We start from the raw sequence: 20,273 nt of genomic DNA on the forward strand, positions 1-20,273 counted from the left end.
TTCAATCCACGCCCTGCCCGCTGTCGAAATCCTCATCCTCGATCAGCGAGATCCCCGACAGGCAGATCTCGTCCTCGTCTATCATCACGTCGATGGCGGTCAGCCTTTCGCCCCGGCAAGGGCCATCAACGCATTCGCCCGAGCCGAGATCAAACAACGCCCCATGCTTGCCGCACTGGATACGCACACCTTCGCTGTCGAGAAATTCGCCCCGCTCCCAATCGAGATGCACGCCCTGATGCGGGCAACGGTTTTCATAAGCGCGCACATGGCGGCCCCAGCGCAGGATCAGGATCGGCCAGGGCCGGGGCGCGCCGTCCGCATCAGGCCGGGCCAGCACGAAAGCCCGTGCGCGGCGGTTGGGAATATCCTCCAGCGCGCAGACCGCATAAATCGCCGGGCGCGGCGCGGGCCGCGGCTGGGGATTCATGGCCTAGCCTCACCGGCAGACACCTTCACTTCCGGCAAAGGCAGCATGCCCATCTTGAAGCTTTTGGTCATATGCGCGGCGCGCTTCATCGCCAGTTCGGCCATATCCGGGCTCAGACATTCGTGCGTGGCCGTGGCAAAGGCCGCCATCCAGCGATCAAAATGCTGCTCGACCACGGAAAGACGGGTGTGATGCGAATAGGGCGTGCCGCGCTGATAGCGATGGGTGCCCAGCAGCGCATGGCTCCAGAAATCCTCGACGATCACCATATGCGGAGCAAGATCAGGAATGGCGGCGCGAAACATCGGCCCCAGCAGGTCATCGGCAAGGCACAATTCATAGAAGCGCGCGACCATCGCGCTGATCCGGGCTTCCTCCGCCGGGTCGCCCCGGTCGGGATCGGGTTGCGGGCCGTCGGGGGGTGATGCGCAGATCGGGTCCGTCATGCCATGCCTCCTTGCAGGGGTTGCGAGGATGAAAGCCATTTGCCATTGGCCATCCGTGCCAGCAGCGCTTCGCCATCCTCGGCGCCGAAACAATCCTCGAAATCGTCGCATTCGGTGCAGACCGGCGCGGCGCAAAGGGTAAAACCCTCCGCGCTGCACATCATGCGATAGAAGAATTTCTTCCACTTCATGTCCTGCGCATTGCGTCGGGCCAAACCGGGAAAATGGCGGCGCATCAGTTCGGAGAGTTCGCCGCGATGCGAAAGGCCCAGATCCTGCCACAGATGGTTGGGCCGCAGGGCGCGGCGCGCGATCATGGCTGACAGCAGCATCTCAGACCGGCAGGCCGAGGCCGCATGCATCATCAGGATCGCGCGTAGATCCATCTCCGGGGCGCCCGGTGCGCCCTTGCGCCCGGCCCCATCAGGCAGGCCCGTTCCGCCAAACACCAGATGCGCCACTTCATCCAGTTCATGGCCGGCCAGCCCGCACAGCTCTCCTGCATCGCCGCCCTCTTCCGCACTTTCCGCATAGGCCAGCGCGAGAATGCAGGCCATCACATGGGCCATGAGCAGCGGCGTTCCCGCCATTGTGGCCCCGGCGATCAGGCGCTCATACATCCCGCGCGTCACATCCATGCTCAGGCGGCTCCATGGGTCTGGCAATTGGTCGGGCAAACGCGGGCACAGGCGCCGCAGCCGATGCAGGCATCGGCATCCTCCATTGCCATCACGCGCTTGACGATCTCATCATCATCCTCGTCATCCTCAACCAATACGCCGTCCTCGTTAAGCCCGCGCAAACCCATGACATTGCGTCCGCAAACCTTGAAACAGCGGCCGCAACCGATGCACAGTTCCGGGTTGATCGAGAGCAGATAGGCCGGGGTCCAGTCCCGCCCGCCGCGCGTCCGGGGCGTGCTCATGCTTTTGCCTCCCCGGCGGCCATCTGCGCCTTTTTGGCCGCCAGCGCGCCATAGGCATCCACCACCCGCTGCGCCACGGCCAGCACCTTTTCCACCCCCAGCGGCAGTTCCTCCGACAGATCGTGGAGATCCATCTTCGCCTGCATCGCCTGCGCGGAGAGTTTCCTGACCTCGGCCTTCATCGCCTCCGGATCGCTCATGCCCGCCCCCTCTCAATAATCCGCCACGGCGGGGAACTGCTCAATCATCTCGATCGCCTGCCCGATCAGCTTTTCAGCCTCGGCATTCAGCTTTTCGAGACTGTCGAAACCAAAGCGATGCACATCGCGCAGGCTCTTGTTGATGACGATCAGCCGCCCGCAGGTCAGCACCATCCGCCCGAACCCTTCATGGGACAGCTTCATCAGCGGGCTGACCATCTTGCCGCAGCGCTTCTCGATGGCAAGGCACAGGGCGCCATAGAAAAGTTCGAGCCGCCAGATCGTGTCGGGATCGGGATCGCCGATGATCGGGATGGCGCGGCGCTTCTCCTTGTCGAGGATGAAATCCTCGATCAGTTGAAAGTCGCTCTTGCGGTCCCACGAACCATGGGTGTCCTGCGCGCGGATCTGGCGCACAAGATCGGCGGCAAAGCCCTCGATCACGGGCATTGTTGCATTCTCGGCCATGCTCAGGCTTCCTCTTCCTCGAAATCAAGGCTGCGGGCCTTTTCGCCCTTGGCCATCACCTTGCGCAGCCATGGCGGAGGCGTGCCTTTCAGCACCTCCTGCAACTTGGCCAGCATGCCCTCGATGGGTTCGGGTTCGGCCACTTTCATCGGGTGGATATTCTGCGCGACAACGCGGGCCGCGCCCGATCCGCCGATGGCCGCCACCACCAGAATGGAAACCCCGGCCAGCGCCTCCAGCTTGGGGGCCAGCTTGTCCTCATTGCCATCCTCGTTGAGCTCGCCGGAAAATTCGACGACCCGGTCCAGCGACCAACCATCGGCATCCAGATCATAGATGGCCAGATTGCGCGCCCAGCCGAAATGGGCGTCGATCCGCAGCAAATCCTGCGTGGCAAAGGCTACTTTCATTCCGCTGCCTCCTTGATGGTGTGGTCGTTCCAGGCGTCCCGCCAATCCTGCGGACTGGCCTCGTGATGGCTGTGCATCAGCATGTTGCCGATAGCGAAAATCAGATCACGGGTGCCCTTGTAGCCCACGCTGACCAGATGGCCCGCGCCCAGCGTGTCGAACATGGGCAGGCCGATGCGGAAATGGGAAACCCCGAGCCTCTCCGCAGCCTGACGGCCATGGCTGTGGGTCAGGATGATCTGCGCATCGCCCTCGCGCGACTGCGCCTCCATATCCTCCAGATCACCGATGGTTACCACGCCGACGGGCACGCGCGCATTGAGCGGGCTGGCGGTGGTTGTCACCGCACTGACAATATCACCGCCCATCTCGCGCAGGAAAGAGGCCAGCGCAAAGAGCAGGTCCGGCTCAGCCGCAATGGCGATGCGGCGACCGCCGATGTGGAAATGGCCATCCAGCATGGCATCAATCAATTGCCCGCGCTGACGGCGATATTTGCGCGGCACCGGCATCCCGGAAATGGTCGAAAGATGCTGAATCAACTCGTCGCAGGCGGTCAATCCCGTCACCCGCTCAAACAGGCGATAAGGCACGCCGGTTTTGGCACCAAGCATCTCGGCAGCCTTGCGCATCTGTTCGCCAATGGCCACCGTATGCGCGGCCAGGCCCATCTTGCGCAGATCGCCCACCCCGGCCCCGCCCAGCGTGGTGGGGGTGAAATCCTGGGGAATATGCCCGTCGAGCGAGCCCGAGAGATCCGGCACGAACAGGGGCTGCAGGCCGAAAGCCTCGAACAGATCGCGCAATTCATCAATATCGCCCGGCGTCAGATGGCAACCGGGCAGGATATTGACCCGGCGGGGATCGCGCATCGGCGTGGCATCCGATGCCACCGGATCGACCAGTTGCTCAACCATCGCCTCGACCGCACGCGCCCAGCCATCCTGAAAGGCTCCGGCAAAGTCCGGCGTCGAGCATTGCACCAGCGCGATATGATCCAGTTCAGGATGCCGCTGGCGGATCTGCTTGACAAAACCGGCCAGATCATCGCCCTTTATCTCGGTCACCCCGGTCGAGCAAATGCCGATCACCGCGGGCTTGGTGCGGTTGGCAATGTTAACCACGGCCTGCTCGACATTGTCAAAACCGCCCAGCACAGTGGCCACCTCGCTCATCGCGGTGGTTTGCAGCGGAATGGCCTCGCGGAAATGGCGGACAAACAGCACCAGCCCAAATGAAGTGCAGCCCTGCGAGCCATGCAGCAGCGGCATAGCCCCGGCCAGCCCCATGAAAGCCAGCGCCCCGCCGATGGGCTGGCTCATTTTCAGCGGATTGACCGTGCAGGCTTTGGCGGATTTCTCGACCCGCGCCATCATGCCGCCTCCGTGGCCACGGGCCGCTCCTGTGCGGCGGCAATGGTGCGCGCCACGAAGGGGGCGCAGCCGCCGCACCCGGTGCTCGCGCGGGTCATGCGGGACACAGCTTCGGTGCTGTGATGGCCCAGCGCCACCGCATCCTCGATCATTCCCACGCTGACCGCCTTGCACTGACATATGGCGCGGGCGCGGCGCCTTTCCTCGCTGTCGGCGGGAGGGGATGCCTGCGCCCCCCCTGCCCCCGCCGCGCCTTCGCCCTCATCCTGCAGAGCGCGGCTTTGCCATGTCGCCGCGCCTGCCTCTTCCCATGGAGCAGGCGCGCGTACCTGTTGCCACATGGGGTTGGAAAGTGTACGGTCGATCTCGCGCACCATCGAGACCATGCCGTGATAACCGGCAAAGGCTTCGTGTCGCTCCTGATTGATGTCCATCCATGGCATCGTAGCCTTGAGCGCAACAAATTGCGTCCGCCCGCCCGAGAGCATGATGTCAGCCTCGCTGGCTTTCAGCATTCGATACATTTCGCGCGGGGGCAGATCGTCGATCATATGGGCATCGGCCCCCATGATCTCCTTGATCTTCTCCTTGTCCTCGTCGGTGGACTTCTTGACCGAAGTGCCCACCACCTCCATCCCGGCCTCCTGCAGCGCGCTGACCACCGACCAGCTTTTCACACCCCCGGTGATCAGCAGCACACGTTTGCCCGTCAGGCGCTGGCGGTAAGGCTCGATGGCCGCCCAAGCGTGGGCCTCCTCCCGCGCTATCACCGCCTCGGTACGCTCCATCAGCTCAGGATCGGCGCCGCGCTGGATCAGCAGGCTGGCGATCTGGCGCAGACTTTCCGACATATCGCCAATGCCGTAGAAACTGCCTTCAAAGAAGGGGATGCCATAGCGCTCCTCCATCTTGCGCGCGACATTGATCATCGCCTTGGAGCATACCATCATCGCGGCGCGGGCGCGGTGGCTCCACGCCACCTCCTTGTAGCGCGCATCGCCCGAAATGCAGGACAGGATGCGAATGCCCAATTCGTCGAGCAGCGGCTTTACCTGCCAGAGTTCGCCCGCCAGATTATATTCGCCGATAATGTTGATGTCATAGGGCGTGGTGACATCCGGCTCCACCGTGCCGATCACATGCTTGAGCAAGGCCTCGCCCGCCAGCTTGTTGCCAAGGTTTTTCGGGCCGACAAAGCCGGGCGACATGACCGGGATGCAGGGCAGGCCAAACTTGGCGCTGGCCGCCTTGCACACGGCCTCGATATCATCGCCGATCATGGCCGGAACGCAAGTCTGATAGACGAAGACCGCCGGGGGATCATATTTGTCCCGGATCTCGCGAATCGCCTTATACAGCCGTTTTTCACCGCCGAACACGATGTCATTCTCGGTCATGTCGGTGGTAAAGCCGGTGCGGTAAAGCATGGGGCCGGAGGATTTGGCGCCGCGATTGTCCCAGCTTGACCCCTCGCAGGCGATGGGGCCATGCACCAGATGCGCCACATCGGTGATCGGTTGCAGCGCGATCTTGGCCCCGTCAAAGGCGCAGCCGCCCGCCGCGCCTCCGGGCTGCAACTGTTTGGTGCAGCCCTTCTTGCGTTCCTTTTCCGATTTCGCCTGATTTTTATCGCAACCGGGCTCGTTGAAAACATCCTGGATGGTCTGACTGAGACTGTTCATCTGGGTTCCTCCGTTGGCCCGGTTGCCCTGTTCTTCCTGCGAAACCGGCCCGCCTCAGCGGATGATGTCGAAGCTGTAGTCGGTGGTGGCGATGCCGTCGGTGGTGGCGTCCATATGATCGAAGATGCGATCAAGGATGGTCACCAGCACATTCATCGCGCCCTGATAGCCCCACACCGGATAGCGGTGCTTGTGGTGGCGATCGAAGATCGGGAAACCGAGGCGGATCAGAGGAACGCCCGTGTCGCGTTCGAGATATTTGCCATAGGTGTTGCCGATCAGGAAATCGGGCTTTTCGGTGAAGAGCAGGCTGCGCATGTGCCACAGATCCTTGCCGGGATAGGCCTTGCAGCCCGCACCGAAAGGCGAGCTGTCAAACAGCTCCTGCATCTTCTTCGCCCAGCCCTTACCGCCATTGGTGGAAAGCACCACCACCGGCTCGCCGCCCAGCTCCATGATGAATTGCGCCAGGCCATAGCAAAGGTCGGGATCGCCATAGATGGCAAATTTCTTGCCATGGATATGGGCATTGCTGTCGGCAATCGCATCGACCAGACGGCCGCGTTCCTTGGCCAGTTCATCGGGAATGGTCACGCCCGCCAGCCGGGCCACTTCCATGATGAACCGGTCAGTGGCCTCGACCCCGACGGGGTGGTTGAAGGCCACGGTTTCATGGCCATGGGCCGCGATCATCGGCAGGGTCTTTTCGGTACAGAATTCCTGCATCGAAATGGTGGCCTTGGCATGCACGGCGTTTTCGGCATCCTCCAGCGTGGTGCCGCCGTCATACATGCGGAACTCGCCATCGGTGGGCGTGTCCCAGACATCCGAATTGTCGCCAAGGATCGTGTATTCGACCTTCATCGTGTCGAAAATGCGCTTCACTTCGCGCATATTGCCCACCGTATAGCCGTCGAAACCGCCGATGAAGTTGATCTTGCCATTGGGCACGCGGGCAACCTTGTCGATTGTTCCCGCCCGGCCATCCCAGAAATATTCCAGAACGCCCTTCATCGCATTGTCATAGCCGGTGATATGGCTGCCCACGAAAGCGGGCGTATGCGCAAAGGGCACCGGATATTCAGCGGGAATCGAGCCCTTTTCGCGCGCTGTCTTGATGAAAGCATTCAGGTCATCGCCGATCACTTCGGCCATGCAGGTGGTGCTCACCGCGATCATCTTGGGCTTGTACATCGAATAGGTGTTGGCCAGCCCGTCGATCATATTGTTGAGGCCGCCGAACACCGCCGCATCCTCGGTCATCGAGGAGGAAACGCAGGACGTCGGCTCCTTGAAATGGCGCGAGAAATGCGAGCGGTAATAGGCAACGCAGCCCTGCGAGCCGTGCACGAAGGGGATCGTGCCTTCAAAGCCCACGGCGGCAAACACCGCGCCCAAAGGCTGGCAGGCCTTGGCGGGGTTGACCACCAGCGCCTCGCGCTTGAAATTGAGCTCCTTATATTCCTCGGTCTTGGCCCATTCGACCACTTCCTGCACCTTTTCAGGAGCATGGCGGTTTTCGAAATTGGCGCGCTTGTTGGCGATCAGTTCCTTGTATTCCGGCTCGCGGAACAGGGAAAAGTGGTCTTTAACCTGATTGGCGTCCTGGGGCATGGTGGCCTCCTTATGCAATGGGATGGCGGGACGGCGCGTGGCGGCCGCCCGGATCAGCTTTTATTCTGCCGCGATGGCGACATAGTCCGGATCCTGCTTCCAGGGCGCGGCGGGCAGCTTCCAGACCGGCGAATTGATCGCCATGTCCATGTCACGGGCAAAGATCGCGAACCCGTCATAGCCGTGATAGGGGCCGGAATAGTCCCAGCTGTGCATCTGGCGGAACGGCACGCCCATCTTCTGGAAGACGTACTTCTCCTTGATGCCCGAACCGACGAGATCGGGCTTCACCGTCTCGACGAATTTCTCGAACTCATAGCCCGTCACGTCGTCATAGATCAGCGTGCCGTCCTTGACGTAATGCTGGGCGGTGCGCTGATAGTCGTCATTGTGGCCGAATTCATAGCCGGTGCCGACCACTTCCATGCCCAGATCCTCATAGGCACCGATGACGTGGCGGGGGCGCAGGCCGCCGACATAGAGCATCACCTTCTTGCCGGCGAGGCGGGGCTTGTATTTGTCGATCACAGCCTGCATCAGCGGCTTGTACTTGGCGATCACGGCCTCGGCGCCCGCCTGGATCTTCTCGTCGAAATAGCTGGCGATCTTGCGCAGGCTTTCCTCGATCTTCGAAGGTCCGAAGAAATTATATTCCACCCAGGGAATGCCGTATTTTTCTTCCATGTGCCGGCTGATGTAATTCATCGAGCGGTAGCAGTGCAGCACGTTGAGCTTGGCCTTGGGCGTGGCTTCGAGTTCGGCAATCGTGCCGTCGCCGGACCATTGCGCCACCACGCGCAGGCCCATTTCCTCCAGCAGAATGCGGCTGGACCAGGCATCGCCGCCGATGTTGTAATCGCCAATGATCGCCACATCATAGGGGCCGGGTTCGAAGTTCGGGGCCTTGCCCTCGCTCTTGTCGAACACCCAGTCGCGGATCGCGTCATTGGCGATATGGTGCCCCAGCGATTGCGAGACGCCGCGGAAGCCCTCGCAGCGCACCGGCACGATGGTCTTGCCGCCATGCTCCTTGCTCTTGGCCTTGGAAACGGCCTCGATATCATCGCCGATCAGGCCGATCGGGCATTCGCTCTGCACCGAAATGCCCTTGTTGAGCGGGAAAAGTTCCTCGATCTCATCGATGATCTTGGCCAGCTTCTTGTCGCCGCCGAACACGATGTCCTTTTCCTGAAAGTCGGAAGTGAACTGCATCGTGCCGAAAGTGTCGATGCCGGTCGTGCCCACGTAATAGTTGCGGCGCGAGGCCCAGCTATACTGGCCGCAGCCGACCGGCCCGTGGCTGATGTGGATCATGTCCTTGATCGGCCCCCACACCACGCCCTTCGATCCGGCATAGGCACAGCCACGGATCGTCATCACGCCGGGGATCGATTTGATGTTCGATTTGACGCCGCAGTCGCTCTTGCCTTCTTCATGCACATTCAGGTGCTTGGCGCGCCGCTTGGCGGTCTTTTCGGGGTAGACCGACAGGACTTCCTGGATCAACGCCCGGTTGCGTTCCTTGACTTCTGCAATGTTGGTGGGGGTCGAGACGCTCATCTCATGGTCCTCCTGCGTGCTATATTCGGCCATGCCGCCCCGTCCGCGCGCTGGTGCGGCGCGAACGGAGACGGACAGGCGCGGATCAGGCCAGTTGCGCGGCGGTCAGGCCGACCTGGCTCTCGTCGATGCTCTTCATGATGCCGTGTTCCATCAGCAGGTCTTCCAGTTCGTCCATGGTGATGGGGGTGGGAATGATGCCCTTGCCGGCATTGTTGTGGATCTTCTGCGCAAGCTGGCGATATTCCTCAGCCTGGTTTGATTCCGGCGCATATTCGATCACGGTCATGCGGCGCAGTTCGGCATGCTGCACAATATTGTCGCGCGGAACGAAGTGGATGAGCTGGGTGCCCAGTTTCTTGGCCAGCGATTCAGCCAGTTCCAGTTCCTTGTCGGTCTGGCGCTCGTTGCAGACCAGCCCACCAAGACGCACCCCGCCCGAATTGGCATATTTGAGAATGCCCTTCGAGATGTTGTTGGCCGCATACATGGCCATCATCTCGCCCGACATGACGATGTAGATTTCCTGGGCCTTGTTTTCGCGGATCGGCATGGCAAAGCCGCCGCAGACCACGTCGCCCAGCACGTCATACGAGACATAGTCGATGTCGTCGTAGGCGCCGTTCTCTTCGAGGAAGTTGATCGAGGTGATCACCCCGCGACCGGCACAGCCCACGCCCGGTTCGGGACCGCCCGATTCCACGCAGCGGATATCCTTGTACCCGATCTTCATCACGTCCTCGAGTTCGAGGTCCTCCACCGAACCGGCTTCGGCGGCAAGGCTGAGGATCGTGTCCTGCGCCTTGGCATGCAGCATCAGGCGGGTGGAATCGGCCTTGGGGTCGCAGCCGACGATCAGGATGCGCTGGCCAAGGTCGGCCAGAGCGGCGAGAGTGTTCTGCGACGTCGTGGACTTGCCGATGCCGCCCTTGCCGTAAAAGGCAATCTGACGAAGTGACATGGGTATCTCCTGTCTGGTTTCACGCGAACGTTTTTCGGCAGGTCCGCCGGGTCATCCGCCCGGCGCGGCCTGCCTTCTGCTCCCCCGTCGCGTCCGTTCTTGCTGCGGCGGGTCAGTCGCTTGGAAGGACCCGGGGGTCGTCCAACCGCTGCACCACAGGAACAGCAAGGGGCGTGCCAGAATTGGAAGAACTCGATCATCCTACTGATATAGTGTTATTTTATGGATTTTCCTTCATGCCCTCCGCGATGTGACAAACGCAACAATTCCTCCCCGCCCTGTCGCAAATCCCACGCTTGCGGTTTGTCGGTGTCGCAAAATGCCGCCAGACCCACCGGGGCGGAGCGCCATAATCCTGCGCGCAAACCGGCAAGGTGCGAATTTTCCCGCTTTTATGCGCCTATTGCGGGAGCTGAGCGGATATGGAACGGATCCTGCATCCCCATCGCCATGCCGCGCCCCATTCCGGCGCGTTCTGAAACGGGGAGAAACCCATGCAAATCGGAGTTGAGACCAGCAAAGCCGTCGATCAGCGCCGCGTCTTCGTCGTCGACGATTGCGACATCACCCGCGCCGCGCTCCAGTTCATGCTGCATGACGAGATCGAGACCCACGAACTGCCCGATATGGCCAGCGCCTATGCCAAGGGGCAGGACTGGCTGACACCCGATCTGCTGATGCTGGGCATGGGCATTCTTAAAACCGAAGGTCTGGGCCTGCTGGACGATATCGCGATGCGCTACCCCTCTGCCCGCATCCTGCTGGTGACGGGCAAGGAGGATGAGGCGATGGCGCTGGAAGCGCTGCGCCGGGGCGCCCATGGCGCGCTGCTCAAGCCGCTGCGGATCGAGGCGGTGCGGCAAAAGGTCGATACGATGCTGGGCCGCGCAGGCGCCATGCCGCTGATCCAGCTGGGCGGCCTGTAGCGCTCATTTCCCCTTCTCACTTCACAATGCCCGCTTCACAACAAAGGAGACGACCATCATGAAAATCAGCGCCCGCAATCAGATCCCCGGCACGATCACGGCCCTGACTCCCGGCGCCGTCAACGGCCAGATCAAGGTTGATATTGGCGGCACCACGATCACCTCCTCGATCACCGAGGAAGCGATTGCCGAACTGGCGCTTGCCGTGGGTGACAAGGTGACGGTCCTTATCAAGGCCAGCGATGTGCTGATCGGCAAATGAGGGCAAACGGGGCGGCGGCAGACCCTCGCCTGTCGCCACCCCGCCCTACCTAGCCAGATAGGCTCAATCCTCCACCGCAAGGATCACATGCGATGCCTTGAACGCGGCCAGAGTCGTGCGTCCGGGATAGAGATTCATTTCCCGCAGGGAATGGGTGGTGACCATCGCGGCAATTTCCGCCGCGCCGCCAATATCGAGCAGGATCTCGCTTTCCACCGGTCCCTGCGCCACGGCCACCACCGTGCCGCCGATCAGATTGCGCGCGGAAAGCCGCAGACCCGGCACATCCTCCACCAGGGTGACCAGACTGGATTTGATGAGCGCCACCGCCCGCCCACCCGGACGCAGGCCCAGCGCCTCGACGCTGGCATTGCTGATCAGCGCATCAATCACGATATGGTCATTGACCAGCAGCCCGATCTCTGCATTGATCGGGCCGTGCACGATGGCTGTCACCATGCCGTAAAGCATGTTGCGCGCACTGGTGCGTAACCTTGCGCCATGCGCGCGGGGTTGCGGATGATAGGCTGCCAGACTCATGCCGCACTTCCTTTCAGCGTTGCAGAATGACCACCTGATCCTCGGCCAGGACATCATCCAGAAGATGCCGGTCGATGATCGCTTCGATATCCCCAAGCGTTTGCGGGCGATACCAGACACCTTCGGGATAGATGACCATCAGCGGCCCGGCCGAACAAAAGCCAAGACAGCCCGACAGGGTAAACCCCACCTGACCATTCAGCCCCAACGCCTCAATTCTTTTGCCCAAATGTTCCCACAGCGGCCCGGCGCCATTGTTGCCGCAACTGCCGCGCGGGTGCATCGGCGGGCGCTGGGTGGCGCAGGCAAAGATATGGCGTTTGTAAAGCTGCGGCAGCTCTTCGGGCAGGTCCATCAGGCCGCGCCCTGATCGGCCAGCAGCGCCGACAATTCGCCGCTGGCATACATTTCGCGCACAATATCCGCGCCGCCGATGAATTCGCCGCGCACATAGACCTGCGGGAAGGTCGGCCAATCCGAATATTCTTTCAGCCCTTCACGCAGGAACGGGTCCTCCAGCACATCCACGCCGAGATAGGGCCGCCCCAACGCATCGAACACTTTGACCACCCCGGCGGAAAAGCCGCATTTGGGCGCCGCGGGCATGCCTTTCATGAAAACCACGATCTCATTGTCGGTCACCAGCTTGCGAATACGATCAGACGTGGCCATGGCCGGTCTCCTTGGAGGATGTTGCAGGGATAAAGGTTTGCAAGGCCAGCGCATGGAGCGCGCCGCCCATATCGGCGCCGATGGCCGCATAAACCAGCTTGTGCTGGGCGATCCGGCTCTTACCGATGAAGGCAGCGCTGGTCACGCGGGCGGCCCAGTGGTCGCCATCGCCCGCCAGATCGATCATCATCACATTGGCATCGGGCAGGGCCGCCTCGATGCGGGCCTTGATGGCATCGGCATCCATCGGCATCACACGAAACTCAGCACTTCAACGGTGACATCCTCGGTGCCCAGCACCTTGCATTGGCAGGCCAGCCGCGATTTGGAGCCGACCCCCACCATCATGTCGAGCTTGGCATTCTCATCAGGCGAAAGGCGCGAAACGCCCTTGCGCCCTTCGAGCAGGAAAATGTGGCATTCGCCGCAAGTGGCCTTGCCGTCGCATTTATGCGCCACTTTCTCGCCATGGGCCAGCATGAGGGCAAGGATATTGTCACCTTCGGCAATGGTGATCGTGTTGCCGGAAGGTTTGAAGGTCAGGGTAGGCATCGAACAAGCTCCATGGGGTCAATAGATCGCGGCGCCCGCGCCGCTGTTGATGGAGGCATCCTTGATCCGGGCGACCATGAAGGCCACCTGTTCGGGCACCAGATGCGCATGGAAAGGAAGGGCCACCGCCCGGTCAGCCACTTTTTCGGTCACGAAGAGGTCGCCCTTCTTCCAGCCCAGATCGCGATAGGCGCGCTGAAGATGCAGCGGGCTGGAATAGGCGTGGGCCTCCACCGCCTCGGTGCGCAGATCCTCGAGGATCGCATCGCGCGAGGATTTGGAAAAGCGCGTGCCCAGATGGACGACATAGAGGAACCAGTGCACCTCCTCGATGTCCGGGGCGACATAGGGCGGCTTGATTCCTTCAAAGCTCTGCATGAACCCGTCATACATCGCCTGCACCCCGCGCCGTCTTTCGAGCAGCACATCAAGGCGCGAAAGCTGCGAGAAGGCCAGTGCAGCGGCCATCTCGCTCATGCCCACGCCCAGCGGCGGGGCCATCGTGGCCGAAACCGAGGCGCGTTCGCCAAGGCCGCGCCGGGCCAGACGCCGGATCGCCATCACCAGATCGGCGTCATCGCTCACCAGCATCGCCCCCTCGCCGCAGCAGATCACGCCGGGTTGGGCAAAGTCGAACAAGGCAATGTCGCCAAACGTGCCGACCTCGCCCGCCTTGTGGCGCGATCCGATCGCCTCGCAACTGTCCTCGATCAGGAACAGCCCATGGGCATCGGCCAGGCTGCGCAGCGCGGGCCAGTCCGCCGGGTGGCCCGCGCTGTTGCCGGCCATGATGGCGCGGGTGCGCAGGGTGATCCGATCAGCCGCCTTGAGGGGCGACAGCGTGCCCGACCAATAATCAATATCGGCAAAGATCGGCGTGGCCCCCGCCGCCAGCACGCCATGGCCAATCTCGCGGAAACCATGGGCGGAGAGGATCACCTCATCCCCCGGCCCGATCCCGCGCGCGCGCAGCGCCAGCATCAGCCCAAGCGCCCCGCTGGACAGAGCCAGCCCGTGCGAGCGCCCCAGACGCCCGGCAAAAGCCCTCTCCAGCGCGGGCACCCATGGGCCTTCCCCCAGCCTGTCGCCGCGCAAAACCGCCTCAACCGCCGCCAGATCATCGCCGGTCAGATCAGGGTCGCACAGCGGGATCTGCAAAGGCTCGCCCGTGGCGATGGAGACGACATTGGCGTCCGGGCGTTGCAGTGTGGCGGGGCTCACCGCGCCATCTCCGCCTGTGCCGTCTCCGAAGCCTTGCGCGCAATCAACAGCGCGCCCGCCTCGCCCGGATCGCCGGTCACGCGGAGGCAATGGCCGCTGGTATCCAGCAGATGGAGATCAAAACCCGCATGGCTGCGAAAGGGTTCCTCCAGCACATCGCCCGCATCGCAATGCCGCCGCGCCACATCGGGCACCAGCCGCGCCAGGGCGGCATCCAGCGCGGAAATATCCACCCCCGCATCCAAAGCCGCCAGCAAGGCGTCGATCCGGGCCACATCATAAACGGCCAGCGCCATGGTCACATCTCCTGCCATATCATTGCCAGAACCGGCGGTCGGGATCGGCATTGAGCCGGGCGAGCGCATCGGTAAGCCGGACAAAGCTGCTGTCCTCCACCCAGAGATCCTCCTCATGGGCCTTGCGATAGAGCAGCCAGCAGGCGGGCGCGTCCGCCCAAACGAGCCGGGCAATATCCACCACCCCGCCTTCCGGATCGGGGCGCCGCGAACAGCATGGGCTGCGCACCAGATAGCCCGATGAAACGGGCACGACCTCGGGCTGGACATAGCGATAGCGTTGACGCTCCGCCAAGGCGCGGGCGATGCGCAAGAGGTCGATCTCGTTGGGATGGCGGGCCACGCTGACGATCCGGGAAGGGGCGAGACCTACGGACAAGGCGGCTCTCCCGCCGATGCTTCGAGCTCCTCCTCAAGACAACCCACCAGCATCCGCTCGCCAAACTGGACCAGATAGACCGGCGTGTTGCTCTCGGCATGGAAACCGGTGTTGACCACCTCGCCCGCCGTTCCCGCGCGTACCAGCAGCGCGTTTTCCTCATGTTCGGGATGGCTGCCGTCATTGACCAGATCGACGCAGGCGCGCACGCTCTGGCCCCATTGATAGCGCGGCTCGCGCAGGGTCAGGCCGGGGATCATGATCGCGCCTCCCATCCGGCCCGCCGGTTGGGCGGCAAGGTGCAGGGCAGGTTTTCCTCCTCGTCGCCCAAAGCATCGGCCAGCGCGATAAGCTCGCGCCTTTTCATGCCGACCCGGTGGCCCGTCAGCGGAAAATCCACACCATAGATATAGAATTGCTGGAGAAAGGTGCCGATCGAACTGACGATCCCCTCTTCCCCCTTCTTGACCAGCAGTTCGCCGATTTCCTTGCCCGGATAGGTGCCGTCATTGCGGATGACCCGCAGGGAGCGCACCTTCTCGCCATAGCGGAAAGCGGGTGGACCATTGAGTTCAACCACTTCGCTGTCGCGGACAATATTACTCATCGCCCGCCTCCATCCGATCCAGCACATCGACCAGAACGCGCGCGCCGATCCGGTCCGCCCGGTCGAGGTGAAGCAGCTTTTCCGCCGCCATCCGCCCTTCGCCAAACCGGCCCAACCGCATGTTGAGATAGGCATAGGCCTTGAGCGTGAAGAGGAAGAAGCGCGGACGCAGAGCCCCCCAATCGGAGAAATCGGCATCATCGGGCTGCACCGCCAGCCAGTCATCGCCCAGCACATTTTCCGCCAGCGCCTTGGCCAGGCATTCACGCGCGACGTCCAGCGCATCCACCAACCGCCCCTTGTAGAAATAGAAGCGGTAGAAAGCGATCAGCACCGCCGCATGGCCCGGCGCAATACGCGAAGCATCGAGCAGATGGGTCTCGGCCACATCGGACTGGTGGTAACAGATAGCCGCCTTGTCGAGATGGGCCTGCGCCTCTGCCGGCAAGCCGCCGCCCAGCAGCGGATCGTCGAGCAGGCCCATCCCTTCGGCCCAGTCCTGCCGGGCCCCGCTCATGCCGAACCTCCCGAATAGCGCGGCAGGCTGGTATCAAGCACGCAGGTCTTGTCCACCGGACAGATCGCCACGCATTGCGGCACATCGAAATGACCGATGCATTCGGTGCATTTGGCCGGGTCGATCACGAAGGTCGTGCCCTTTTCCGAGATCGCCTCGTTGGGACACTCCGCCTCGCAGGCCGAGCAATTGGTGCATTGACTGGCTACGATCTTGTAAGGCATCGGAGGCTCTCCTCAGCTGGCCAGAAGCGCGCCCTGCCGGATGGCCGCATCGCCCCTTTCGGTGTGGATCACCTCACCCGCGGCAACCTTGGCCAGATAGTCCTTGAACCAGACGATGGCCGATGCCTCGATATATTCATGGGCATAATGATCGACCGGCTCGATGCCCGCCGCCTGGAGATCCGCCTTGGGGCAGCCGCCGATCTTGGCGACAAACACCGCGTGGCAATCATTGATCGCGGCGATGACCGTGGAGAGCGCATCCTCTTCGCCAAAGCCGCCCTGGCAATAAAGATCAACGCGGCGGTGGCCGACGAATTTGGCGCCGCTGCCGCTCAGCTCATAGACCTGAAACTCCTTGGCATGGCCAAAGTGTTCGTTGATGATGCCATGGCCCTTGGTGGCCACGGCAACCAGCACCTTTATGTCGCCCGCTCCTTCTAGGCCCTCAAGCTCGCCAGCCTTGGCCGCCACCTTGGCCTGCCGCTCGGCCTCAACGGCCTGCTGATAGGCCTTGCGGCCTTCGGCGTCATATTCCACCTCCATCGCCATGATCTTGTCGGTGGTGAATTCGGCGCTGCGATCCTCGCCCAATAGGCCCACCGCATCGGCGCGGCACTGGCGGCAATGGCGCATCATGTTCATGTCGCCCTCGCACTCGTCCTGAAGCGCCTTCAGTTCCTGCGCCGAGGGACCGCGCTGGCCGTTGAGGCCAAACACCGTGCCATGCTCGGGCGCTGAGATCAGCGGCATGATATTGTGCAGGAAAGCCCCGCGCGATTTGACCGCCTTGTTGACCTCGACCAGATGCTTGTCATTGATGCCGGGGATCATCACCGAATTGATCTTGGCCAGAATGCCCCGCTCGGTCAGCATTTCGAGACCCAGAAGCTGGCGTTCCGAGAGAATGCGCGCTGCCTCGATGCCCTCCACCCGTTTGTGGTTCCAGAAGATCCACGGATAGATATGCTGGCCCACTTCAGGATCGACCATATTGATGGTGATCGTGACGTGATCGACCTTGTATTTGGCGATTTCATCGACCCAGTCGGGCAGCGCCAAACCATTGGTCGACAGGCACAGTTTGATATCGGGCGCGACTTCGGAAATCAGCCGGAAGGTCTCGAAAGTCTTCTTCGGATTGGCCAGCGGATCGCCCGGCCCGGCAATGCCCAACACGGTCATCTGCGGAATGGTGGAGGCCACGGCCAGCACCTTCTTCGAGGCCTGTTCGGGCGTCAGACGCTCGGAAACCACGCCGGGGCGGCTTTCATTGGCGCAGTCATATTTGCGGTTGCAATAGTTGCACTGAATGTTGCAGGCGGGCGCCACGGCCACGTGCATGCGCGCATAGTGGTGATGGGCTTCCTCGCTGTAGCAGGGGTGGTTCTTCACCTTTTCCCAGATCTCGGGCGCCATGTCGGCCGGGCCTGCGGAAGAACCGCAAGAGGCCTTGCCATCATCGCTGCTCGTGCCGCAGCCCTTATGCTCGGCGATCTTCTGCATCACATCGGCAATATCGACGACCGGCTGATTGCCGGAGCTATCCAAAGCGGAACTGGCCACAAGTTGCTCCCTGATCCGGGCCTTCCCTTTGCGGGGGTGCGGGAAAGGCCATGCGAGACCAGAGAAAGCAAAGCCCGTGCCAAACCAAAAATGGCCGAAATCAGAGGGTTTTCATGTCCTGCCCTTGTGGGTTTTGCGCCATTGTCGGGAAAGAGACAGAAGCGGAAACAAGGCGGAAAGCACAAAGTCGCAACAAAAAAGCGGCGTCGGCGGCCCATGGCCCGGGCCGCCGACGCCGCAGGGTTGTTGCCGCCGGCCGGGTCAGGCTGTCAGGGCGGCAAAAGCTTCATCGACAGGCAAATCGATGACGGCAAAATCATGCTCATCCAGAAAGCGCTGCTCGTTGCGGGTCAGGCCTGCCAGATCAACGATGGCGAAATGGCGGTCCGAGGAGCGCTTGATGATCTGGCGCGCATAGGAGCGCAGCATCTGGTCATGAAAGCGACAGCCGATGAAGAGAAAGCTCTGCCCCGTCCGCCGGCGGCGGACTTCCTCGGGGATCGGGGTCTGGATGTCGATCTCGGTCAGCACCTCGACATAGTCTGCATCGGAAATCAGGAAATTGACCGCAGGTCGCGCGCTGCCATGGGGGGCATAGAGCAAGGTCTGCGCGATGGCGCCCTGCTCGGGCCTGATCGGCGCCCCGGCGGCATCGAAGAAGCGGAACCATTTGTCCTCACCGATGAGCGCCCGGCTGATGCCCTGCACCTCGGCCCAGTTTCCGCCCGCCTCGATCAGCGCCTCGCGCATTTCGCCCGCATACCAGCTGTCCACAATCAGCGGCAGCCCCTGCGCGGCCAGCCAACGATGCCATGGTGCGGGCGCAACGCGCGGGGCAAAAGCCTCGCGCATCCAGGCGGTGAGCGTATCGCGGAAACGATGGCTCTCGATATATTGCGCCGCGGCCCAGGCATTGCCCACCGCCCGGCGCGGCAAAGTTGTCTTGGCGGCGAAAAAGGTGGCCAGATCCTCCGGGGTCATGGGCACCGGCGCGTACGCTGAAAGGCCGGGGCCAAGATAGGGCACAATCCTCCGCCCCGCCAGCAATTCGCCCAGTTCCGCCAGAACCTCATCGCGATTTTCGGTCAGTATCGTGGTCATGACGCTCACTCCTCCCCGGCCCGCTTGCGTGCCTCGACAGTGATGGGCAGGTGTGTGTCCTCGGCCATCGCGGGCAGTTCCAGCACCCAGCCATTGGCAAGGCGCACCCAGCCGCCCCACAGACTGTCATGCTCGACCTCGACGATCGGCTCTTCCAGATCCTTTTTGGGCACATAAGCGGAAAGGGCGCCCTCGGCGCGCCGGATCATCACTTTCATCGGGCATTCTCCGTTGAGGACGGGCTGGAATCGGGTTCGGGCGCCACAAGGCGCAGATGGGACACCGGATACGAAACCGGTGATGCAAGCCGGGAGGCCAGTTGCGGCACGGCGGCAATGCGCTGGCGGGCCAGATCGCGGATCGCCTCCTCGGGATCATCGAGCAGGGCAAAAAGCTCATCCTCCACGATCCGTTCCGCCACGCAAAAGCGCACGCGAAAATCACTGTCGGCCACCATCAGCACCAGTTGATCGGGCATCAGCCTTTCCGCCACGGCCCGGCGCACCAGCGGGTCGGGATCGAAGGCCATGTCGGGCAAGGCGCGCAGATCAATCCGCCGCGCCACCCATTGCCGCACCTCCGGGTCCGGATCATGGCGCACCAGCGGCAGCAATTCGGGCGGCATGCGCCGCACCGCCGTCAGCCGCACCATATAGGCGCTGTCATGGATGGCGGGCATCAGCGCCCGGCCCGAAAGGCGCGAGGCGGCGGCAATCCGCACATCGGTATCAGTATCATGAATCATATCGCGGATGCGCTCCTCGGGCAGGCGCAAGGTGGCCATGGCCCGCACCTCCGGTTCGGGATCGTCAAGCATGGGGGGCAAGCGAAACAGGTTGCAATGGCGCGCCGCGCCCGCCCTCACCTCGAAATAGGGATGGTCAAGATATTGGTCGGCCAGATCGCGATTGCCGCGCAGAAAACGCTCCACCCGGCGCGCCCGGCGGTCACGGATGCAGGCCTTGCCCTTTGCGCAAAGCCCCATCTGGTTGATCGCGATATGCGCGCATTCCCGGCAACGCACCGGCTTGCCCTGCCAGTCCAGCGGCGGCCCCAGTCCATCATCGGGGTCAAGAAGCGGAGACATGGACAGACCCGGCCTGCGCGGCCGCCCCGGTCAGGCCGGAACGCAGGTGTTAGGCACCGGGCAGACCACCGCGCATTGCGCCGTATCGAAATGGCCTTCGCATTCGGTGCATTTGGCCGGATCGATAATGAAGGTCTCGCCCTTCATCTTGATCGCGGCATTGGGGCATTCAAACTCGCAGGCGCTACACCCGGTGCATTGCGAGGCGATAATCTTGTAAGCCATGGCTGGATCTCCTTAAAACGGCGCAACAG

At 62.3% G+C, this 20,273-nt stretch carries 31 protein-coding genes; 2 read left to right on the forward strand and 29 right to left on the reverse strand.

The features are described 5' to 3' along the window. Position 1: 1 nt before the first annotated feature. The 12 genes from FHW96_RS23085 to nifH form a co-directional block, all read right to left on the reverse strand. Positions 2–430 carry a Rieske 2Fe-2S domain-containing protein gene (locus FHW96_RS23085; RefSeq protein ID WP_172342926.1) on the reverse strand — a complete coding sequence of 143 codons (429 nt, stop codon included), beginning with the start codon at positions 428–430 and terminating at the stop codon, positions 2–4. After that, positions 427–876, reverse strand: a complete 450-nt coding sequence (locus FHW96_RS23090; protein WP_172342927.1) for a group III truncated hemoglobin — start codon at positions 874–876, stop codon at positions 427–429. The genes FHW96_RS23085 and FHW96_RS23090 overlap by 4 nt, the downstream gene beginning before the upstream one ends. Further along, a complete protein-coding gene (locus FHW96_RS23095; protein ID WP_216651025.1) occupies positions 873–1,514 on the reverse strand; it encodes a nitrogen fixation protein NifQ in 642 nt (213 codons plus the stop codon). The genes FHW96_RS23090 and FHW96_RS23095 overlap by 4 nt, the downstream gene beginning before the upstream one ends. Before the next feature lie 2 nt (positions 1,515–1,516). Beyond that, on the reverse strand, positions 1,517–1,801 hold the full coding sequence (fdxB, locus tag FHW96_RS23100; RefSeq protein WP_172342928.1) for a ferredoxin III, nif-specific: 285 nt from the start codon (positions 1,799–1,801) through the stop codon (positions 1,517–1,519). Next, entirely contained in the window at positions 1,798–2,001 is a 204-nt protein-coding gene (locus FHW96_RS23105) for a CCE_0567 family metalloprotein (protein WP_172342929.1), read from the reverse strand. The genes fdxB and FHW96_RS23105 overlap by 4 nt, the downstream gene beginning before the upstream one ends. 12 nt (positions 2,002–2,013) lie before the next feature. Further along, positions 2,014–2,469 (reverse strand): NifX-associated nitrogen fixation protein, encoded by a 456-nt coding sequence (locus tag FHW96_RS23110; protein ID WP_172342930.1) that lies wholly within the window; start codon positions 2,467–2,469, stop codon positions 2,014–2,016. Between the two features lie 2 nt (positions 2,470–2,471). Further along, a complete protein-coding gene (nifX, locus tag FHW96_RS23115; protein WP_172342931.1) occupies positions 2,472–2,879 on the reverse strand; it encodes a nitrogen fixation protein NifX in 408 nt (135 codons plus the stop codon). Then, positions 2,876–4,255, reverse strand: coding sequence for a nitrogenase iron-molybdenum cofactor biosynthesis protein NifN (gene nifN / locus FHW96_RS23120; protein ID WP_253951183.1), 1,380 nt, complete (start codon positions 4,253–4,255; stop codon positions 2,876–2,878). Before nifN ends, nifX begins: the two co-directional genes overlap by 4 nt. Then, on the reverse strand, positions 4,252–5,934 hold the full coding sequence (gene nifE / locus FHW96_RS23125; RefSeq protein ID WP_172342932.1) for a nitrogenase iron-molybdenum cofactor biosynthesis protein NifE: 1,683 nt from the start codon (positions 5,932–5,934) through the stop codon (positions 4,252–4,254). Before nifE ends, nifN begins: the two co-directional genes overlap by 4 nt. 54 nt (positions 5,935–5,988) lie before the next feature. After that, a complete protein-coding gene (gene nifK / locus FHW96_RS23130) occupies positions 5,989–7,548 on the reverse strand; it encodes a nitrogenase molybdenum-iron protein subunit beta (protein WP_172342933.1) in 1,560 nt (519 codons plus the stop codon). 60 nt (positions 7,549–7,608) lie between these two features. Then, on the reverse strand, positions 7,609–9,108 hold the full coding sequence (gene nifD, locus FHW96_RS23135; RefSeq protein ID WP_172342967.1) for a nitrogenase molybdenum-iron protein alpha chain: 1,500 nt from the start codon (positions 9,106–9,108) through the stop codon (positions 7,609–7,611). 85 nt (positions 9,109–9,193) lie between these two features. Next, entirely contained in the window at positions 9,194–10,069 is an 876-nt protein-coding gene (gene nifH, locus FHW96_RS23140) for a nitrogenase iron protein (protein WP_172342934.1), read from the reverse strand. Positions 10,070–10,563: 494 nt separating this feature from the next. On the opposite strand from nifH, the gene FHW96_RS23145 reads away from it, so the two are divergent. Both FHW96_RS23145 and FHW96_RS23150 read left to right on the forward strand, forming a co-directional pair. Next, on the forward strand, positions 10,564–10,995 hold the full coding sequence (locus tag FHW96_RS23145) for a response regulator (RefSeq protein WP_172342935.1): 432 nt from the start codon (positions 10,564–10,566) through the stop codon (positions 10,993–10,995). Positions 10,996–11,053: 58 nt separating this feature from the next. After that, complete coding sequence (locus tag FHW96_RS23150; protein WP_172342936.1) at positions 11,054–11,257, forward strand: molybdopterin-binding protein; 204 nt, start codon at positions 11,054–11,056, stop codon at positions 11,255–11,257. Between the two features lie 63 nt (positions 11,258–11,320). On the opposite strand, the gene FHW96_RS23155 is transcribed toward FHW96_RS23150, so the two are convergent. The 17 genes from FHW96_RS23155 to FHW96_RS23235 form a co-directional block, all read right to left on the reverse strand. Continuing rightward, on the reverse strand, positions 11,321–11,797 hold the full coding sequence (locus FHW96_RS23155; protein WP_172342937.1) for a molybdopterin-binding protein: 477 nt from the start codon (positions 11,795–11,797) through the stop codon (positions 11,321–11,323). Positions 11,798–11,810: 13 nt separating this feature from the next. Beyond that, complete coding sequence (locus FHW96_RS23160; protein ID WP_172342938.1) at positions 11,811–12,152, reverse strand: ferredoxin; 342 nt, start codon at positions 12,150–12,152, stop codon at positions 11,811–11,813. After that, a complete protein-coding gene (gene grxD / locus FHW96_RS23165; RefSeq protein WP_172342939.1) occupies positions 12,152–12,469 on the reverse strand; it encodes a Grx4 family monothiol glutaredoxin in 318 nt (105 codons plus the stop codon). The genes FHW96_RS23160 and grxD overlap by 1 nt, the downstream gene beginning before the upstream one ends. Beyond that, positions 12,456–12,722 carry a BolA/IbaG family iron-sulfur metabolism protein gene (locus FHW96_RS23170; RefSeq protein ID WP_172342940.1) on the reverse strand — a complete coding sequence of 89 codons (267 nt, stop codon included), beginning with the start codon at positions 12,720–12,722 and terminating at the stop codon, positions 12,456–12,458. The genes grxD and FHW96_RS23170 overlap by 14 nt, the downstream gene beginning before the upstream one ends. Next, positions 12,722–13,021, reverse strand: a complete 300-nt coding sequence (locus tag FHW96_RS23175) for a 2Fe-2S iron-sulfur cluster-binding protein (protein ID WP_172342941.1) — start codon at positions 13,019–13,021, stop codon at positions 12,722–12,724. Before FHW96_RS23175 ends, FHW96_RS23170 begins: the two co-directional genes overlap by 1 nt. An 18-nt stretch (positions 13,022–13,039) precedes the next feature. Then, complete coding sequence (locus tag FHW96_RS23180; protein WP_172342942.1) at positions 13,040–14,242, reverse strand: DegT/DnrJ/EryC1/StrS family aminotransferase; 1,203 nt, start codon at positions 14,240–14,242, stop codon at positions 13,040–13,042. Then, on the reverse strand, positions 14,239–14,538 hold the full coding sequence (locus tag FHW96_RS23185) for a hypothetical protein (protein ID WP_172342943.1): 300 nt from the start codon (positions 14,536–14,538) through the stop codon (positions 14,239–14,241). The genes FHW96_RS23180 and FHW96_RS23185 overlap by 4 nt, the downstream gene beginning before the upstream one ends. A 19-nt stretch (positions 14,539–14,557) precedes the next feature. After that, positions 14,558–14,917: a hypothetical protein gene (locus FHW96_RS23190; protein ID WP_172342944.1), complete on the reverse strand. Its 360-nt coding sequence runs from the start codon at positions 14,915–14,917 to the stop codon at positions 14,558–14,560. Beyond that, positions 14,908–15,177 (reverse strand): nitrogen fixation protein NifZ, encoded by a 270-nt coding sequence (locus FHW96_RS23195; protein WP_172342945.1) that lies wholly within the window; start codon positions 15,175–15,177, stop codon positions 14,908–14,910. Before FHW96_RS23195 ends, FHW96_RS23190 begins: the two co-directional genes overlap by 10 nt. Next, entirely contained in the window at positions 15,174–15,524 is a 351-nt protein-coding gene (locus tag FHW96_RS23200; protein WP_172342946.1) for a nitrogen fixation protein NifZ, read from the reverse strand. The genes FHW96_RS23195 and FHW96_RS23200 overlap by 4 nt, the downstream gene beginning before the upstream one ends. Continuing rightward, positions 15,517–16,041 carry a hypothetical protein gene (locus FHW96_RS23205; RefSeq protein WP_172342947.1) on the reverse strand — a complete coding sequence of 175 codons (525 nt, stop codon included), beginning with the start codon at positions 16,039–16,041 and terminating at the stop codon, positions 15,517–15,519. The genes FHW96_RS23200 and FHW96_RS23205 overlap by 8 nt, the downstream gene beginning before the upstream one ends. After that, entirely contained in the window at positions 16,038–16,265 is a 228-nt protein-coding gene (locus tag FHW96_RS23210; RefSeq protein ID WP_172342948.1) for a 4Fe-4S binding protein, read from the reverse strand. The genes FHW96_RS23205 and FHW96_RS23210 overlap by 4 nt, the downstream gene beginning before the upstream one ends. A gap of 12 nt (positions 16,266–16,277) precedes the next feature. Beyond that, positions 16,278–17,831 carry a nitrogenase cofactor biosynthesis protein NifB gene (nifB, locus tag FHW96_RS23215; RefSeq protein WP_371815794.1) on the reverse strand — a complete coding sequence of 518 codons (1,554 nt, stop codon included), beginning with the start codon at positions 17,829–17,831 and terminating at the stop codon, positions 16,278–16,280. Positions 17,832–18,092: 261 nt separating this feature from the next. After that, positions 18,093–18,932 (reverse strand): SIR2 family protein, encoded by an 840-nt coding sequence (locus FHW96_RS23220; protein ID WP_172342949.1) that lies wholly within the window; start codon positions 18,930–18,932, stop codon positions 18,093–18,095. A 5-nt stretch (positions 18,933–18,937) separates the two neighbouring features. After that, positions 18,938–19,150 (reverse strand): putative nitrogen fixation protein NifT, encoded by a 213-nt coding sequence (nifT, locus tag FHW96_RS23225; RefSeq protein WP_172342950.1) that lies wholly within the window; start codon positions 19,148–19,150, stop codon positions 18,938–18,940. Continuing rightward, complete coding sequence (locus FHW96_RS23230; protein ID WP_172342951.1) at positions 19,147–20,019, reverse strand: 4Fe4S-binding leucine-rich repeat protein; 873 nt, start codon at positions 20,017–20,019, stop codon at positions 19,147–19,149. The genes nifT and FHW96_RS23230 overlap by 4 nt, the downstream gene beginning before the upstream one ends. Positions 20,020–20,049: 30 nt before the next feature. Beyond that, positions 20,050–20,244 (reverse strand): 4Fe-4S dicluster domain-containing protein, encoded by a 195-nt coding sequence (locus tag FHW96_RS23235; protein ID WP_172342952.1) that lies wholly within the window; start codon positions 20,242–20,244, stop codon positions 20,050–20,052. Positions 20,245–20,273: the final 29 nt, after the last annotated feature.

The sequence above is a fragment of the Novosphingobium sp. SG751A genome (genome assembly GCF_013149295.1).
In the GTDB taxonomy this organism is placed as follows: Bacteria; Pseudomonadota; Alphaproteobacteria; order Sphingomonadales; family Sphingomonadaceae; genus Novosphingobium.